Raw genomic sequence first — 347 nt, forward strand, 5'->3', positions numbered from 1 at the left:
AATTTCTTGGCCAGTTCCTTTAACAACCGAAAGGCCCTGGTCACGGTGGCATCCCCATCAGCATTGATCAAACAACAGCGAGCCGGAGCCAGCCAGGCCTGTTTTACTAGCAGCTCCCGGTCTACACCGTGCTGGGCCAGATAATCCCAGTATTCCTCCAGTTTGCCGAGCAAATAAGGCAGGGCATATTGCTCCTGTTCAGCAGTCAGGGTAGGAATAATTCCCCAGGCAATGATACCGCCCCGTTCCAGAAAGGCCTTGATTTCCCCGGTATAGCGGGAGAAAATGCGGCCACAGCCCAGGGCATCCAGGGATAAAATATCCAGCTCAATCTCCCGCAGCAGAAA

Annotated in this window: 1 pseudogene; it reads right to left on the reverse strand. The window is 53.6% G+C overall.

Going from position 1 to position 347, the window contains the following annotated elements:
* Window positions 1-347: pseudogene (locus ULO1_RS14865) on the reverse strand (hypothetical protein); the annotation flags it as partial.

The sequence above is a fragment of the Carboxydocella sp. ULO1 genome, assembly GCF_002049255.1.
Lineage (GTDB): Bacteria > Bacillota.